The organism is Nonomuraea dietziae, assembly GCF_014195505.1.
In the GTDB taxonomy this organism is placed as follows: Bacteria; Actinomycetota; Actinomycetes; order Streptosporangiales; family Streptosporangiaceae; genus Nonomuraea; species Nonomuraea roseola.
The window spans coordinates 6,558,822-6,574,001 of record NZ_JACIBV010000001.1 but is presented as its reverse complement, the minus strand read 5'-3'; the positions used below and the strand labels follow the sequence as shown (position 1 = coordinate 6,574,001).

Genomic DNA, 15,180 nt, shown 5'->3' with positions numbered 1-15,180 from the left:
GGGACGACCTTGACCACGACCCCCTGGAATGATGCGGACAATGGATGTCGTCTCGCTCCTCATCGGCCTCGCACTCGGAATCGCGGTCGGCTTCCTCCTGGCCAGGACCCGCGCCGCCGTACGCGTGGCCGAGGCCGACGCCCGCGCCAAGGCCGCCGCCGACAAGCTCGTCTACGTCGAGGAGCAGCTGGCCGAGCGCTTCCAGTCGCTGTCGACGCGCGCCCTCGACGTCAACAACATCCGCTTCCTCGAGCTGGCTGAGACCCGCATGTCCGCCAGCAGGGCGGAGGCGACCGGCGACCTCGACCAGCGCAGGCAGGCCGTCGAGCACCTGGTCGAACCGTTGAAGGACCTGCTGGCACGGGTCGAGAGCCAGCTGCGCGACACCGAGTCGGGGCACAGGGCCGCGCGCGCCGAGCTGACGCAGCAGATGGAGTACGTCAGGCAGAGCAACGACCAGCTGCGCTCCCAGACCACGGCGCTGGTGCGGGCGCTGCAGCGGCCGGAGGCCAGAGGCCGGTGGGGCGAGCTCCAGCTGCGCAGGGTCGCCGAGATCGCCGGGATGCAGCGCTTCTGCGACTTCGACGAGCAGGTCGTCGAGGGCCCCCACCGTCCCGACATGGTCGTACGGCTGACCGGCGGGAAGAACATCGTCGTCGACTCCAAGGTCTCCCTCGCCGCCTACCTGGAGGCCGCGGAGACCGGCGACGAGTCGCTGGCCTCGGTGAGGCTCGACGCCCACGCCAGGCACGTCCGCGAGCACGTCGACCGCCTGGCCGCGAAGGCCTACTGGCAGTCCTTCAACCCCTCGCCCGAGTTCGTGGTGCTGTTCATCCCCGGCGAGGCCTTCCTCGCACCGGCGCTGGAGCGCGACCCCTCGCTCCTCGAGTACGCGCTGCACAAGCGCGTGCACATCGCCACCCCCACCACGCTGATCACCATGCTGCGCACCGCGCACTACGCCTGGCAGCAGGCGGCGCTCAGCGAGAACGCCCGCGCCGTCTTCGAGCTGGGCAAGGAGCTCTACGAGCGGCTGTCGTCGCTCGGGCGCAACGTCGAGTCGCTCGGCAAGGCGCTCACCAGGGCCGTGGAGTCCTACAACAAGACGGTCGGCTCCCTGGAGAGCAGGGTGCTGGTCACGGCGCGCAAACTGCACGATCTGGGCGTCGTGGACGGTGAGCTCGACCCCCCCGACATGCTCGAGCACCTGCCGCGGCCCCTCGCCTCCCCCGAACTGCTGGAAACCTCGTCTCTGATATCTCACGCGAACGGTAAGTTGGCTGGCGACCTGTCCTGACGCACGATGGCGGCAGGTCGCTGGTAAGGGGGCGGGCTCATGAGTGACAAAGGCAGGCGTTCGGCCGTCAGGCTGACAGCCCGCGGAGCCATCGCGCTCGTCCTCATCGGCACCTTGGCCGGCTACGTGCTGGCCGCGCTGCTCGACATGCCGATCCTCGTGGGGCTCGCCTTCATCGGCTCGTGCCTGGTCGGCGTCACGCTGGTCAACCCGCGCGAACTGCTGTCGCTGGTGGTCACGCCACCGATGATCTTCTTCGTGGCCACGCTGATCGTCGAGCTGGGCCGCGCGCTCGGCAACGCCTCGCTCGCGCAGGCGCTCGCGCTCGGCCTGTTCACCTCGCTGTCGGCCGGTGCGCCCTGGCTGTTCGCCGGCTCGGCGCTGGTGCTGGCCGTCGCGTGGAAGCGCGGGCTGCCCGCCAACGTCCGCGAGCTGCGCGAGGAGCTGCGGGCAGGAGCGGACGTGCCGCGCCCCCGCGCCAGCAAGGAGAAGGCCTTCGCCCCCGAGCCCGAGGGCTACTTCGAGCCCAAGGTGTACGGCACGCCCCGCGTCACGGACGAATAGCCGCTCCTCCGACCGCCCTAAGGAGCGGGAAAGCCCTCGGCCGGTTAGGGCACGAGGGCTTTCGAGGTGATGGAGGCTAGTTCGCGCGAAGGTCCTTGCGCAGCTCGTGCGGCAGGGCGAAGCGCATGCTCTCCTTGACCGACTCGACCTCCTCGACGTCGGCGAAGCCGTGGCCGGCCAGGTAGGCCAGCACGCCGTCGACCAGCTCCTCGGGCACCGAGGCGCCGCTGGTGACGCCGACCGTGGTGACGCCTTCGAGCCACTCGTCCTTGACGAAGGAGGCGTTGTCGACGAGGTAGGAGGCGGCGCCGAAGCCCTTGGCGACCTCGACCAGACGCTTGGAGTTGGAGGAGTTCTCCGAGCCGACCACGATGACCAGCTGCGCCTGCGCCGCGATCTCCTTCACCGCGACCTGGCGGTTCTGGGTGGCGTAGCAGATGTCGTCGCTCGGCGGGTCGAGCAGCGTGGGGAAGCGTTCCTTGAGCTTGGTGACGGTCTCGATGGTCTCGTCGACCGAGAGCGTCGTCTGGGAGAGCCACACCAGCTTGCTCGGGTCCTTCACCTGGATCCTGTCGACCGAGTCGAGGCCGTCGACGAGCTGGATGTGGTCGGGAGCCTCACCCGCGGTGCCCTCGACCTCCTCGTGCCCTTCGTGACCGATGAGCAGGATGTCGTAGTCCTGATTGGCGAAGCGCTTGGCCTCGTTGTGCACCTTGGTGACGAGCGGGCAGGTGGCGTCGATCGTGCGCAGCTGCCGCTGACCGGCCTCCGCGTGGACCATCGGGGAGACGCCGTGAGCGGAGAACACCACGATCTCGCCCTCGGGAACCTCGGCGGTCTCCTCGACGAAGATGGCGCCACGCTCCTCCAGCGTCCTGACGACGTGGGTGTTGTGCACGATCTGCTTGCGCACGTAGATCGGCGCGCCGTACTGCTCGAGGGCCTTCTCGACCGCCTCGACTGCACGATCCACTCCAGCACAGTAGCCTCGCGGTTTGGCTACGAGTACACGTCGGGCGGGGGTCTTTGGCTCCATGTTCCTATGCTACGTGGAGAGGCCACCCGGCCCGCCCGTGCCCGCCGATACGGGCGTTTGCCAGACTGGCCGTCCAATACTGACCTCCCAGGGAGCCCGGCATGTCTCTCAGTGACGTTGTCCGCAACATCGCTAAAACCGTCACCAATCGTGAAGAGCTCAAGGAGAAGGCGAAGGAGGTGCCGCTCTTCGTCATCCAGACGACACTCAGCGCCGCAGGTCAGGCCCTTCTGTTCGCCGACCGGGTGAAGAACGCCGTCAAGGGGCTGGCGGGCAGGAACGAGGAGGAAGAGGAGAGCGAGCGTTCCTCCGCCACCGAGAAGACGGCGGCCACGGCCGAGGTGGAGGAGGAGAAGAAGCCGGCTCGCAGGGAGCCTGTCATCTTCGCGCCCCGCCAGGACAAGCCGGCCGCCGAGCAGCCCGCGAAGCCCGAGCCTGTCATCTTCACGCCCTCCAGGGACGGCAGCGCGAACGGCTCGGCCGCCAAGCCCGAGCCCGTCACCCCGGCTGACAGCACCACCACGCCCGAAACGTCCGCGCCCGCCCCCGCGGCCCCCGCCTCGCCCTCGTCGTCGGCCACCACCTCGGCCTCGGCCGAGACGGAGCCCTCGCCCGTCGTTCAGACCGAGAGCAAGGCCAAGCCCGCGGCTTCAGCCTCGACTTCGGCTTCGGCTACTTCGGCGGAGTCCACGACCAACCCCGCGCCCGCGGCTCCGGCCGAGCCCAAGGCCAAGACCTCCGCCGCTCCGGCCGAGCCCAAGACGAAGCCGGCCACTGCCGCTTCCACCGACTCCAAGGCCAAGCTCGCGTCCGCCGTCACGGCCGAGCCCGCGTACGCCCCCGTCGAGAGCGAGGTCAAGCCCGCCGTCGCCGTGGAGACCGTGGCCGCGCCGCCCGCCGAGGCCGTGGCCGACGCGGTGGCCGAAGCCGTCGCCGAGGCGCCTGCCAAGGCCGCCAAGCCCGCCAAGGCCACCGCGACCACCAAGGCCGCCAAGCCCGCGAAGAGCGCGAAGGCCGCCAAGCAGGCTCCCGCGACCGCCCAGCCCGAGGCCACGACCGAGCCCAAGGCCGAGGTCGAGTCCGAGGCCGCGCCGGCGGCCAAGGCCGCCAAGCCCGCGAAGGCCGCCAAGCAGACCTCCACCACCGCCGAGCCCGAGTCCAAGGCCGGTTCCAGGGCGAAGCTCGAGGCCGAGCCCGCGACCGAGCCCAAGGTCGAGGCCGAGGCGGGGTTGGCCAAGGCGGCCAAGGCCACTGCGGCGGTCGCCGAGGAGGCCGAGTCCGCCGCGGCGGCCAAGGAGCGCGAGCTGATCGAGCCGCTGCCCGGATACGCCGACCTCACCGTGGCCTCGCTGCGGGCCAGGATGCGCGGCAAGTCCGCGGCGCAGATCCAGGACATGCTCGCCTTCGAGAGGGCCACCAGCGCCCGCGCGGAGGTCGTGCGGATGTACGAGAACCGCCTCACCAAGCTCGACGCCGCCGAATAGTCGGTCGCGCCCTCTAGCCTTCCTTCCATGAGCGCGAAGACCACACCGGAACAGCCCCTACCGGTCCGCACCGTCCTGCAGATGGTCGCGGGCTGGATCGGCAAGCTCGGCACGGTGTGGGTGGAAGGCCAGATCACCGAGCTGACGGCGCGTGGCGGCACGGTCTTCATGACCCTGCGCGACCCTGTCGCCAACGTCTCGGCCAGAGTCACCTGCCCGCGCGGGGTCTACGAGGCCGCCGTGCCCCGTCCCGCCGACGGGGCGCGTGTCGTGGTCAACGTCAAGCCCGACTTTTGGGTCAACAGGGGCTCGTTCGCCTTCACCGCGTTGGAGATCCGCCCCGTCGGGGTGGGCGAGCTGCTGGCCCGTCTCGAACGGCTGCGGCAGGTGCTCGCGGCGGAGGGCGTGTTCAGCGCCGACCGCAAGCGCCGCCTGCCCTTCCTGCCCGGCACGATCGGCCTGATCTGCGGGCGCGACTCCGCCGCCGAGCGCGACGTCCTGGAGAACTCCCGTCGCCGGTGGCCGGCCGTCCGGTTCAAGGTGGAACAGGTGGCCGTCCAGGGCCCCTACGCGGTCGGCGAGGTCACCGAGTCGCTGCGCAAGCTCGACGCCGACACCGAGGTCGACGTCATCGTCATCGCGCGCGGCGGCGGCTCGCTCGAGGACCTGCTGCCCTTCTCCGACGAGTCGCTGGTCCGCGCGGTCTCGGCCTGCCGCACCCCGGTCGTCAGCGCCATCGGGCACGAGCAGGACAGCCCGCTGCTCGACCTGGTGGCCGACGTCCGCGCCTCCACACCGACCGACGCGGCCAAGAAGGTCGTCCCCGACGTCGGCGAGCAGCTCACGCTCGTCAAGCAGCTGCGCGACAGGGGGCGGCGGGTGATGGGCGGGTGGCTCGACAGGGAGCTGGCCTGGCTCACCTCGGTCCGCTCCCGTCCATCGCTGGCCGATCCCGTCAGGGAGCTCGAACGGCGGGCCGAGCAGGTCGACGCCTTGAGGGAGCGCACCAGGAGGGTCATGGGCGGCTCCCTCGACCGCGCGGAGGACGATCTCGTCCACCTGCGGGCCCGGCTGGTCGCCCTGTCTCCCGCGGCGACGCTGGAGCGCGGCTACGCGATCGTGCAGCATCCGTCGGGCGAGGTCGTACGGCTGGCGCGGGACGTCTCGCCAGGCGACCAGCTCACGATCAGGCTCCCCGACGGCAGACTCCCCGTGACGGTCGACCCGGACCAACCTGCCGAGCCCTGACCCACCCATCCTCGGCCGTCGACACCCATATCGAGCCTGCGAACCCGAGCCGTCGAAGGCTGACGCGCCGATCCGGGGTACCCGCCTCCGAGGTTCCAGAGCGCGGGGGTGCCGAGGTCGCCGGGGTGCGCGCGGCCGGAGCCCGAGGTGGTCAGGGGTCCAAGACGCCGGAGCCCGAGGTGGCCAGAGTCCATGAGGGCCGAGGTCCGAGGAAGCCAGCGTCCGAAGCGGCCAGGGGCCCGAAGCGGCCAGGGGTCCGAAGCGGCCAGGGGTCCGAAGCGGCCAGGGGTCCGAAAAGCCGGAGTCCGATGTGGCCGGGGTCCGAGGTTCGAGGAAGCCCGGGTCCGAGGTTCGAGGAAGCCCGGGTCCGAGGTTCGAGGGAGCCGGGGTCCGAGTGGCCAGGGTTCAGGGGAGCCAGGGTTCATCGGAGCCGGGGTCCGAAGGGGACGAGGTCCTGGCAGGCGGCTGAAGCCCGTCGAGAGCCCGTCGAGGTGTTCGAGGGGTGGTGGGCGCCGTGACGGCGGGCCACCGGAGTCCTGCTGGGCGGCGCGCCTTCGGCGGACGGCACCCCGTGATCGGGAGGCGCGTGAGCGGCTTGCCGTACGAGATGGTGGGCGTCGCCGCACGAGACGGGGACGGCACGAGATGGCGGGCGCGGTGGGCACACAACGAGGTGGAGCCCACCAGACGGTGAACCGTCCGAGATGGCGGGGTGGGCGCACAACCAGCGGGAGCCCACCAGACGGTGGAGCGCACGAGGGGGAGCCAGACGGTGGGCGGTACGAGATGGCGGGTGGAGCGCTCGGGACGGTCAGCGGCGGTGTGCGGACGAATCTGTCGGGTGCGCGCCCTAGGGTGGTGCGGTGGCTAAGAATGAGACGCCGTCGTACGAGCAGGCCCGCGAGGAGCTGACCGAGGTGGTGCGCAGGCTGGAGACCGGCGGGCTCACCCTGGAGCAGTCCATCGAGCTGTGGGAGCGGGGCGAGAAGCTCGCGGCGATCTGCGAGGAGTGGTTGCAGGGCGCCAGGGTGAAGCTGGCCGCCGCCATGGCCCGCAGGGCCGAGCCCGGCCAGCAGGACGACGACGCGCCCTTCTAGGCCACCCTGGTGAGCGCCACCACGGGGATGCGACGGCTGGTCTTGGCCTCGTACTCGGCGAAGCCGGGGGCGACGGCGACCATGGCCGCGTAGAGGCGGTCGCGCTCCTCGCCCTCGATGTGCTCGGGCTTGGCCTCGAAGGACTCGGTGCCGACCTCCACCGTCACGTCGGGGTTGGCCAGCAGGTTGTGATACCAGGCGGGGTGGCTGTCCGCGCCCGCGTTCGACGCGATGATCACCAGGCGGTCGCCGTCGGGCAGGTACATCACCGGCGTCGTGACGCGGTTGCCGCTCTTGGCGCCGGTCGTCGTCAGCAGGAGCAGCTTGGAGCCCTCGAAGTATCCGCCCACCTTGCCGCCGTTGGCGCGGAACTCCTCGATGACCTTCTCGTTGAACTCGGACGGCATGGCCAGCCTCTCCTCTAAGTGGAAATGTCTCCGGATCGGAGGATAACCGGAGATGTCTCCGCTTACAAGCACTATGATGCAGCGATGACGCGTGAACTGCCGATCGCGGGCCAGCCTCCTGCCGAGCGGGCGGACGCCGCGCGCAACCGCCAGAGGATCATCGAGGTCGCGACCAGGATGGTCGAGGCCAACGGCGCCGCGAACCTCTCCCTCGACGAGGTGGCCCGCGAGGCGAACGTCGGCGTCGGCACCGTCTACCGGCGCTTCGGCGACAGATCGGGGCTGATCTACGCGCTCATCGACGCGGGCGAGCGGGCGCTGCAGGAGGCGTTCATGACGGGGCCGCCGCCGATCGGCCCCGGCGCTCCGCCCGCCGAGCGGATCCGCGCCTTCCTCCACGCGCTGGTCGACAGGAAGGTGGCCCAGCAGGAACTGTTCGTGCTGCTGGAGATGGGCTCGTCCAAGGCGAGGTTCAGCGGCCCCTACATGGTCCACCACACGCACCTGGCCACGCTGCTGGCCGAGGCCAGGCCGGGGGCCGACGCCCGCTTCCTCGCCGACGCCCTGCTCGCGCCGCTGAGCGCCTGCCTGATCGGGTACCAGCAGGCCGAGCGCGGCATGAGCGCCGAGCAGATCAAGTCGGGCCTGGACGACCTGCTGCGCCTGCTGTGATCCTCACGTGGCCGGCCGCGCGCGGCTTCGAGCCCAAGAACGACGCTCGGCGGGGGCGCACGACGGAGCCGCCGAGCCGGTCATGGCGGGCGACCACGAGGGCCCGTCCGGCCGACGGCGATGAGGCGCGAATCGGGCGTTCAGCGCGGCGGGCGCAAGAGGTGCTCTCCGGCGAGGTGGACGGCTTCGCGCCTGGTGTACCCGGGGTGGTCCACGACGATGAAGTGGCGGCCGATCGCGAGCGCGAACGCCAGGGTGCTACGTGCCTCGATCTCGTCGGCGTCGGTGATGAAGGTGCCGAACATCGCGCGCAGGAACTCCATGCGCTCGTTGTCGATACGCCGCAGGCGCTCCGCGACGGACTGGTCGTGGCGGGCCCAGGCCCGTACCGCGAGATCGATCCGGTGGAAGCCTTCTGAGAAGCTCAGCTGGCCGGCGCGCCTGATCCTCTCGACGGCGTCGCCGCCCTCAGCGTCGACCTGGGCGATGATCTCCCTGGTGCAGCGGCGTTCCCACTCGTCGAGCATCTCGGCGAGCAACGCGGGACGGCCGTTGAAGTATCCGTAGAACCCGCCCTTCGTCACGCCGAGTCTGGCGGCGAGCGTCTCGACACGGACGGCGTCGGGTCCTCCCTGGGCGAGGGCTTCGAGGCCCGCCTCTACCCAGCGAGCTCGTGTCGTGCGGGCCACAGCGGGAATCGGGCCACCTCCATTGCTGGGCGATTCATTTGTACGTTACCGTACACATGAAATGTACGACACCGTATAGATCGGAGGGGCCACGGTGCCACGACTCACGCCGAGCAGCCGTGGCGCGTCCAGGAACTCACCGGTGACTTCGCTGGGAGCCGGGCCCGCGACTTCCCGACGACGCCCCCGACGACGCCGATCGTCGGTGGACCCGCGAAGCGGCCTTTCCGATAGCTCATCTCGTCCACCCAGCCCTGACCCGGCGCTGGGAACGAGCTTGGCGCCCCGCAATCATGCGGAGGCGGCGTACGAAGAAGGGAAGTCACGATGAAGTCCAGAAAGCGGCTGCTCCGCTGGGCGAGCGGGATCATGCTCGTGCTGGGAGCGGGGCACCTGTCCTTGCTGGCGCTCACCGCCTGGGAGAGCATCACCGGCTGGGTGGATCGGGGGGTGTGGGCAGCCGTCCCGCTCATGCTCGCGGACGGGGCCGAGACGGTGGAGTCCTTCCGGAACAGCGTCACCTTCTGGGCCGGTCCCGGGAGCTTCGCCGTACCCCTGATTCTCCTGGGGTGCCTGACGTGGCACCTCGCCGGACGCGGGGTGGCCGTGCCCGCCGGAATCGGCTGGGGCCTCGCGGCGTGGTGCGCGCTGGGCGGCGTCCTTCTGGTGCCGAGTCCGTACTTCGCCGGGGTCATCGCCGGGGCGCTCGTCATCGTGGCGGCGCGAAAGGACGATCGGTCAGGAGCAGCTCGCGAGCGGGAGATGGACCTGGCGTGACGCGCGCCGCCGACCTCCTCGATCAGCTCGTGGGCTTGGGCTGCGGCTTCAGGGTGGTGGCCAGCGCGGTCAGCTCGGGCCAGTCGGCCGTGCCCGTGACCATCAGCGTGGCGTCGGGAAGGAAGCGGACCAGCGTGCGCTGGTTCTTGTCCTCGCGGAAGCGCTTCTCCCAGCTCTCTCCCGCGATCTGCACGGTCCCGATGGCCTTGTCGGTGTTGGCGATGCGGCTGGCGAAGGCGGGGGCGGGCTTCTCCGACCCCTGGACGATCATCGCGTGGTGGCGCTCGCCCTCGGCGTCGGGAGCCGTGGCGTAGCCGACCGACAGGACCGACGAGCCGTCGGCGCCCTTGGCGATCCTGTTGCTGTTGGGGATCCAGTCGGCCGGATCCTTGGCGGGCGCCCGCACCTCGTGCGGCACCGACCTGTTGTAGTTGGCCACGGTGATCGTGTAGTCGAGGCGCGGGACGTGTTGCCCCTCCCTGCCCGTGGGCGCGGACACCACAATGATCACGGCGAGGCCCATGCAGACCAGCAGGGCGAACGCGTAGCCGTAGAAACCTTGAGTGAACCGTCGCACGAACGCCGAGGTTACCCGGTGGAGGCGCCGCCCGCCGAAGTGACCGGCTGAATCCGGCTGATGATGGCCAGCACGTCGTCGGCGAGACGGCGCGCGGCGCTGCCGTCCTCCGACAGCACGACCTGGGAGACGGCGGCGGCCAGCGCGCCCGTGATGACCACGACCAGTGCCTCGTCGCCCTCGAACAGGGTCGCGTTGAGCTTGGCCCAGGTGCGCAGCCTGTCGCGCATGATGACCTCGAATCCGGGAGGGCCGTCGCCGCGCAGGAACAGCGCGGCCAGTTCGCGCTCCTCCAGCGACCCCTCGAGGTAGGCGCGGGCCGCGGCGACGAACACGCGCATCGGGTCGTTCTCGCCCGAGGCGCGCAGCTCGCGCGCCGCCTGCTTGGTTCGCTGCGACTGCCGGGCCTGGAACTCCTCGAACAGCGCCAGGTAGAGGTCGGCCTTGCCGGAGAAGTGGTGGTAGAGGCTGCCGACGCTGGCCCTCGCCTTCGCGACGACGTCGGTGACGCCCGACTCGGCGAAGCCCTTCTCCACGAACACCTCGCGAGCCGCGTCGAGCAGGGCCGCGCGGGTGGCGGCGCCCCGCCCTGTCGCCAGGCGTTCCACATCGCTGCTCATGGCAGGCACATTATCCTCCGCTGACCGGGCATGGAGGGGCAACTACGATCGAGTCAGTTGTCCCACGAGGAGGCCCATCACCATGTCCGAGACGTCCGTCCCTCCTGCCCTCGCCACCGGCGAGCACGCACCCGATCGTAACTTGGCGTTGGAGCTGGTCAGGGTCACAGAGGCGGCCGCGATGGCGGCGGCCCGCTGGGTCGGCCGTGGCGACAAGAACGGCGCAGACGGAGCCGCCGTCAACGCGATGCGCCAGCTCATCAGCACGGTGTCGATGAACGGCGTGGTGGTGATCGGCGAGGGCGAGAAGGACCACGCGCCGATGCTCTTCAACGGCGAGCGCGTCGGCGACGGCAGCGGCGCCGACTGCGACGTGGCCGTCGACCCGATCGACGGCACCAGGCTGACCGCGCTCGGCATGCCCGACGCCATCTCGGTGATCGCGGTGAGCTCCAGGGGGTCGATGTACGACCCCTCGGCGGTCTTCTACATGGAGAAGCTGGTCACGGGGCCCGAGGCCGCGGGCGTCGTGGACATCAACGCGCCCGTCGCCACGAACATCCAGGCGGTGGCGCGGGCGAAGGGCGCCTCTCCCTCCGACGTCACCGTGGTCATCCTCGACAGGCCCAGGCACGACCAGATCGTCAAGGAGGTCAGGGAGACCGGGGCGCGGATCAAGTTCATCCCCGACGGCGACGTGGCCGGAGCGATCATGGCCGCCCGCGCGGGCACCGGCGTCGACCTCATGCTCGGCATCGGCGGCACCCCCGAGGGCGTCATCGCGGCCTGCGCGATCAAGTGCCTCGGCGGCATCATCCAGGGCAAGCTCTGGCCGCAGGACGACGCCGAGCGGCGCAGGGCGCTCGACGCCGGCCACGACCTCGACAGGGTGCTGACCACCAACGACCTGGTGACCTCCGACGACGTGTTCTTCGCCGCGACGGGCATCACGCAGGGTGAGCTGATGAGCGGCGTGCGCTTCCGCGGCGGGGTGGCGGTGACGCACTCGCTGGTGATGCGCGGCCGCTCGGGAACGATCCGCAAGGTGGAGAGCGAGCACCAGCTGGGCAAGCTGCGCGCGTACAGCGCGATCAACTTCGACACCGCGGGCTGAGCCGCCCCCACCGCCTGGCTGGGGTCTCCCGAACCCCAGCCACCCGCCCCTCGCGGGGCGCCGGGGTTCAGCGGCGGCGCTTGCGCTTCGGGGGCTCCTTGACCTTGACCTCGCCAAGGAAGTTGGAGGTCCGCACCTCGATCACCGGGCAGTCGGGATCGTCCTGAGGCCTGGTCAGCCGCACGGTCTTGTCCTTCGACACCCGGATGACCTCCACCCCCTCGGGGACATGAATCTCCAGCCCACCGAACATGAGCGTCGCGTTGATCACCACGCGCCGGTTCTGCATGATCGCGTCACGCAGGTCGAGCTTGGTCGTGCCGAACATCGCCGTCACGGGCAGCTCGGCGGGCACCACCCAGCGCCCCTCGCGCTGCTCCTTCCTGAAGATCGCCGACACGGGCCTGCCGTCCAGCCTGAAGGGCTGCTCGTCGGCGGGCAGCAGGTCGGCGGTCAGCCGGGCCAGCTCCCCCAGCGTGCGGGCGCTGTAGAGCGCCGTGAGCCGCTCCTCGAACTCGTCCATGGCCAGCCGCCCGTCGGCGGCCGCCTCGTTGAGCACCTCGGCCACCCGATCCCTGTCGGCATCGGAGGCGCGCAGTTCGTGTGGCTGGGGACCGTCGGTCGCAGGCCGCCGCGCCAAGGCGAACTCCTCGGCCAGCCGCTCACCGACCTCCTGGATGCGGGGAAGCCAACGCTCGTTCACACCTTGACGATAACCGCTTGAGATTCTGTCGGTGGCGATGCCTATCGTGGCCTCTATGGACGCGATCGTGTTGCACGGCGTGACCAAGCGTTATCCCGACGTCACAGCGGTCGACGGGCTCGACCTCGAGGTGCCCGAGGGCATCTGCCTCGGCCTGCTCGGTCCCAACGGAGCCGGCAAGTCCACGACGATGCGCCTGCTCACCGCCCAGTCGCTGGCCGACGAGGGCGAGATCAGGGTCATGGGGCTGCGCCTGCCCCAGCAGTCCAAGCAGGCGAGGGCGCTGATGGGGGTGGTCCCCCAGCTCGACAACCTCGACGAGGAACTCACCGCCAGGGAGAACCTCGAGGTGTTCGCCCACCTCTACCGCGTCCCCCGTCAGGAGCGCAGGGCCGCCGTCGACAGGGCGCTGGCGCTGGCGCAGCTCACCGACAGGGCCGCCACCCGCACGGTCAACCTGTCGGGCGGCATGCGCAGGCGGCTGCTCATCGCCAGGGGCCTGGTCCACCAGCCCCGCCTGGTGCTGCTCGACGAGCCGACCGTGGGTCTCGATCCGCAGGTGCGCCAGGAGCTGTGGTCGCTGATCGTACGGCTGCGCGAAGAGGGCGTCACGACGCTGATGTCCACCCACTACATCGAGGAGGCCGAGCGGCTGGCCGACGACTGCGCGCTGATGTCCCACGGCCGCATCGTGGCGAGGGGTTCGCCCGAAGAGCTGGTCAAGGAGCACGCGGGCGCCGAGGTCGCCGAGCACTACGCCTCGCAGGAGCGTCAGGCCGAGATCGCCGCGCTGGCGGCCGAGGCGGGGGTGCCCACCCGCAGGACCGGCCCGTCGATCTCGCTGCTGAAGTCCGAGCAGCTGCCCAGGTCGCTGGAGGAGGCGCTGGGCCCACCCAACGTACGGCGTCCCGCCACTCTCGAGGACGTCTTCGTCGTGCTCACCGGAGAGGCGGTCGAATGATGGAGTTCGCCCCCGTGCGGGCCGTCTGGCGGCGCGAGCTGGCCCTCTACCGCCGCTACTGGGCCTCCACCTCCTTCGCCGCCATGACCGAGCCGACCATCTACCTGCTGGCCTTCGGCTACGGGTTCGGCTCCGTGGTCGGCGCGCTCTACGGCTACGACTACAAGGACTTCGTCGCCACCGGTGTCGTCGCCACGGCGGTGCTGTTCATCGGGGCGTTCGGCGGCATGTTCAACACCTTCATCCGCCGCACCTTCCAGCACACCTACGACGCGATGCTGGCCGCGCCCGTCGACGTCCGCGAGCTGGTGACCGCGGAGGCCTCCTGGCTGGCGGTCAAGGCCGGGGTCTACGGCTGCGCGCCGATGCTGGTCGGCGTCGCCTTCGGGCTGGAGCCGAGCTGGGGCATGCTGCTCGTGCCGTTCATCGGCTTCCTGACCGGGCTGGTGTTCGCGCTGTTCGGGGTGTGGGTGTCGGCGATCGTGCCGTCCATCAACACCTTCGACTACGTCATCACAGGGGCGCTGACCCCGATGTTCATGGTGGCGGGAACGTTCTTCCCCGTGACGCAGCTGCCCGCATGGGTGGCGGCCGCCGCTCAGGTCAACCCGCTCTACCACTGCGTCGAGCTGGTGCGAGGGGCGGTGTTCGGCCGGTTGGGCCTCGACGACCTGGGGCATCTGGGCGTGCTGTCCGCCTGTGCGGTGCTCATGTGGGCGCTGGCGGTGTGGAAGATGCGCGCCAGGCTGATCGACTGACACCCCGGGTCGGAGGACGAGGGAGCCGGCGACCGGGAACCGAACACCGACGACCCAGGGACGCGAACCCGGCAGCCCACGCGACCGGAAACCCGAACGCCGAAGACCTCGGAGACACGAACCGGCGGGCTCCGAACACCGACGACCCCAAGACACGAACCGGCTGGCTCCGGTCACCGACGGTCTCGGGGATACGGAGCGGAGATCGGCGGCCCCGGCGGCAGCCGAAGGCCGACGCCTTGGAGAGGCGGCGGTGGGGGCCCCGAGAGGGCGCGGGGATCGGGAAGCTCACGAGATCCCCGCGCCCTCGGAACGGGTCGGGGTGCCGGTCAGGTGAGGGTGGACAGGCGGTCGTACTGGGCGTCGGTCAACGTGACCGCCAGTGCGCCGACGTTCTCCTCCAGGTGCGCCACCGAGGTCGTCCCAGGAATCGGCACCATGGTCGGCGACCTGCGCAACAGCCACGCCAACGCCACCTGCGCGGGCGTGGCGCCCACCTCCGAGGCCACCTCGGCCAGCGGCCCCTCGGCCCTCGCGTGGTCGCCCGTGGCGATCGGGAAGAACGGCACGAAGGCGATGCCCTCCTTCTCCGCGCGGTCCACGACGGCCTCGTGCTCGCGAGTGGCCAGGTTGTACAGGTTCTGCACCGCGGCGACGGGGGCGAGGCGGGAGGCCTCCTCCAGCTGGCCGACGGTCACCTCCGACAGTCCGATGTGCCGGATCTTGCCCTCCTTCCGCAGCTCCTCGAGCGCCCCGATCTGGTCGGCGAGGGGCACCTGGGGGTCCACCCTGTGCAGGAAGAACAGGTCGATCCGGTCCAGCCGCAACCGGCGCAGGCTCAGCTCGGCCTGCTGCTTGAGGTACTCGGGACGGCCGAGGGGCACCCACTCCGCAGGGCTCGGCCTGGCCACGCCCGCCTTGGTGGCGATCACCAGATCGTCGGCATAGGGGTGCAACGCCTCGGCGATCAGCTCCTCGTTGGCGCCAAGGGAGTAGGCGTCGGAGGTGTCCACGAAGTTCACGCCCAGTTCGACGGCGCGGCGAAGCACCGCGAGGGCGCCCTCGCGGTCGGCAGGGCCGTGCCAGATGTCGGAGTCGGCCAGTCGCATGGCTCCGAAGCCGATGCGCCGTACGGGAAGGTCGCCGCCGATGTTCATGCTGTCTCCTCAGAAGTCC

General features: G+C 70.5%; 17 protein-coding genes. 10 read left to right on the top strand and 7 right to left on the bottom strand.

Annotated features, from left to right (window positions below; translation table 11 throughout):
* Positions 1 to 40: 40 nt before the first annotated feature.
* Both FHR33_RS31495 and FHR33_RS31490 read left to right on the top strand, forming a co-directional pair.
* Complete coding sequence (locus tag FHR33_RS31495) at positions 41 to 1,297, top strand: DNA recombination protein RmuC (protein ID WP_183655432.1); 1,257 nt, start codon at positions 41 to 43, stop codon at positions 1,295 to 1,297.
* A 39-nt stretch (positions 1,298 to 1,336) separates the two neighbouring features.
* The gene (locus FHR33_RS31490) at positions 1,337 to 1,861 is read left to right on the top strand and encodes a DUF6542 domain-containing protein (RefSeq protein ID WP_183655430.1); all 525 of its coding nucleotides are present in this window, start codon (positions 1,337 to 1,339) and stop codon (positions 1,859 to 1,861) included.
* Between the two features lie 76 nt (positions 1,862 to 1,937).
* Here FHR33_RS31490 and FHR33_RS31485 read toward each other — a convergent pair whose 3' ends face one another.
* Entirely contained in the window at positions 1,938 to 2,897 is a 960-nt protein-coding gene (locus FHR33_RS31485; RefSeq protein WP_183655428.1) for a 4-hydroxy-3-methylbut-2-enyl diphosphate reductase, read from the bottom strand.
* 101 nt (positions 2,898 to 2,998) lie between these two features.
* Here FHR33_RS31485 and FHR33_RS31480 point away from each other — a divergent pair, with 101 nt between their 5' ends.
* From FHR33_RS31480 to FHR33_RS31470, 3 genes are all read left to right on the top strand, one after another.
* Positions 2,999 to 4,381, top strand: a complete 1,383-nt coding sequence (locus FHR33_RS31480; protein WP_183655426.1) for a hypothetical protein — start codon at positions 2,999 to 3,001, stop codon at positions 4,379 to 4,381.
* A gap of 27 nt (positions 4,382 to 4,408) precedes the next feature.
* On the top strand, positions 4,409 to 5,629 hold the full coding sequence (gene xseA, locus FHR33_RS31475; protein ID WP_183655424.1) for an exodeoxyribonuclease VII large subunit: 1,221 nt from the start codon (positions 4,409 to 4,411) through the stop codon (positions 5,627 to 5,629).
* Positions 5,630 to 6,492: 863 nt separating this feature from the next.
* Positions 6,493 to 6,726 (top strand): exodeoxyribonuclease VII small subunit, encoded by a 234-nt coding sequence (locus FHR33_RS31470; protein WP_183655422.1) that lies wholly within the window; start codon positions 6,493 to 6,495, stop codon positions 6,724 to 6,726.
* On the opposite strand, the gene FHR33_RS31465 is transcribed toward FHR33_RS31470, so the two are convergent.
* Positions 6,723 to 7,133, bottom strand: a complete 411-nt coding sequence (locus FHR33_RS31465; protein WP_183655419.1) for a nitroreductase family deazaflavin-dependent oxidoreductase — start codon at positions 7,131 to 7,133, stop codon at positions 6,723 to 6,725. The genes FHR33_RS31470 and FHR33_RS31465 overlap by 4 nt on opposite strands.
* An 84-nt stretch (positions 7,134 to 7,217) precedes the next feature.
* On the opposite strand from FHR33_RS31465, the gene FHR33_RS31460 reads away from it, so the two are divergent.
* The gene (locus FHR33_RS31460) at positions 7,218 to 7,805 is read left to right on the top strand and encodes a TetR/AcrR family transcriptional regulator (protein WP_183655416.1); all 588 of its coding nucleotides are present in this window, start codon (positions 7,218 to 7,220) and stop codon (positions 7,803 to 7,805) included.
* Between the two features lie 140 nt (positions 7,806 to 7,945).
* Here FHR33_RS31460 and FHR33_RS31455 read toward each other — a convergent pair whose 3' ends face one another.
* Entirely contained in the window at positions 7,946 to 8,494 is a 549-nt protein-coding gene (locus FHR33_RS31455) for a TetR/AcrR family transcriptional regulator (RefSeq protein WP_312895799.1), read from the bottom strand.
* A 327-nt stretch (positions 8,495 to 8,821) separates the two neighbouring features.
* Between FHR33_RS31455 and FHR33_RS31450 the strand changes: the two genes are divergently transcribed.
* Positions 8,822 to 9,271, top strand: coding sequence for a DUF6463 family protein (locus FHR33_RS31450; protein WP_183655413.1), 450 nt, complete (start codon positions 8,822 to 8,824; stop codon positions 9,269 to 9,271).
* Between the two features lie 22 nt (positions 9,272 to 9,293).
* Here the strand turns inward: FHR33_RS31450 and FHR33_RS31445 are convergent, their stop codons facing one another.
* Both FHR33_RS31445 and FHR33_RS31440 read right to left on the bottom strand, forming a co-directional pair.
* Positions 9,294 to 9,848: a DUF4245 domain-containing protein gene (locus FHR33_RS31445; RefSeq protein WP_183655410.1), complete on the bottom strand. Its 555-nt coding sequence runs from the start codon at positions 9,846 to 9,848 to the stop codon at positions 9,294 to 9,296.
* Between the two features lie 11 nt (positions 9,849 to 9,859).
* Complete coding sequence (locus FHR33_RS31440; RefSeq protein WP_183655408.1) at positions 9,860 to 10,468, bottom strand: TetR/AcrR family transcriptional regulator; 609 nt, start codon at positions 10,466 to 10,468, stop codon at positions 9,860 to 9,862.
* A gap of 82 nt (positions 10,469 to 10,550) precedes the next feature.
* Here FHR33_RS31440 and glpX point away from each other — a divergent pair, with 82 nt between their 5' ends.
* Positions 10,551 to 11,582, top strand: coding sequence for a class II fructose-bisphosphatase (gene glpX / locus FHR33_RS31435; RefSeq protein WP_183655405.1), 1,032 nt, complete (start codon positions 10,551 to 10,553; stop codon positions 11,580 to 11,582).
* 67 nt (positions 11,583 to 11,649) lie between these two features.
* On the opposite strand, the gene FHR33_RS31430 is transcribed toward glpX, so the two are convergent.
* Positions 11,650 to 12,285 (bottom strand): DUF1707 SHOCT-like domain-containing protein, encoded by a 636-nt coding sequence (locus FHR33_RS31430; RefSeq protein ID WP_183655402.1) that lies wholly within the window; start codon positions 12,283 to 12,285, stop codon positions 11,650 to 11,652.
* A 55-nt stretch (positions 12,286 to 12,340) separates the two neighbouring features.
* On the opposite strand from FHR33_RS31430, the gene FHR33_RS31425 reads away from it, so the two are divergent.
* The gene (locus tag FHR33_RS31425; RefSeq protein ID WP_246452244.1) at positions 12,341 to 13,246 is read left to right on the top strand and encodes an ABC transporter ATP-binding protein; all 906 of its coding nucleotides are present in this window, start codon (positions 12,341 to 12,343) and stop codon (positions 13,244 to 13,246) included.
* The gene (locus FHR33_RS31420; protein ID WP_183655400.1) at positions 13,243 to 14,004 is read left to right on the top strand and encodes an ABC transporter permease; all 762 of its coding nucleotides are present in this window, start codon (positions 13,243 to 13,245) and stop codon (positions 14,002 to 14,004) included. The genes FHR33_RS31425 and FHR33_RS31420 overlap by 4 nt, the downstream gene beginning before the upstream one ends.
* Before the next feature lie 329 nt (positions 14,005 to 14,333).
* On the opposite strand, the gene FHR33_RS31415 is transcribed toward FHR33_RS31420, so the two are convergent.
* Complete coding sequence (locus FHR33_RS31415; protein WP_183655397.1) at positions 14,334 to 15,161, bottom strand: aldo/keto reductase; 828 nt, start codon at positions 15,159 to 15,161, stop codon at positions 14,334 to 14,336.
* Positions 15,162 to 15,180 lie beyond the last annotated feature (19 nt).